This is a genomic window from Acinetobacter sp. P8-3-8, from assembly GCF_000214135.1.
Classification (GTDB): domain Bacteria; phylum Pseudomonadota; class Gammaproteobacteria; order Pseudomonadales; family Moraxellaceae; genus Acinetobacter.
In genome coordinates this window covers 1-330 of sequence record NZ_AFIE01000183.1, presented here as the reverse complement: position 1 = coordinate 330, position 330 = coordinate 1, and the positions used below count along the sequence as shown (strand labels likewise).

At 43.0% G+C, this 330-nt stretch carries 1 protein-coding gene; it reads left to right on the top strand.

Annotated elements, in window-relative coordinates; genetic code table 11:
- Positions 1 to 298 (top strand): hypothetical protein (locus GGG_RS21120; RefSeq protein ID WP_010118237.1); only part of this gene is annotated, 298 nt, incomplete at its 5' end.
- Positions 299 to 330 lie beyond the last annotated feature (32 nt).

The following is a 330-nucleotide window of genomic DNA, read 5'->3' as shown; positions in this document are numbered from 1 at the left end:
CGCAAATGACACGCGGATGCAATACGGTGTCGAAACTTCAGGTTATTCAGGCTATGTAAATGTATATAAGTATGATGCCACTCAAGGACCGATGCACTGTGCTTTTCTTGCGCGCGATGCACTTAATAACTATTTAGGCGAAGTACCGCTTGCGAGAGTTTCACTCAATCAGTTCGCACCAGCAGCTCTGCCAAATATTACAGTTTTTAGTGGTGGTAATCGCGCATATCTTAGAAAGAAGCTCATGGGTTCGTCTATTCGTGCAGGGTCGATTATTTTTGATTTAGGGGAGATTTAAATGCGATTGGATATTGCACCAGAAAATCTAGG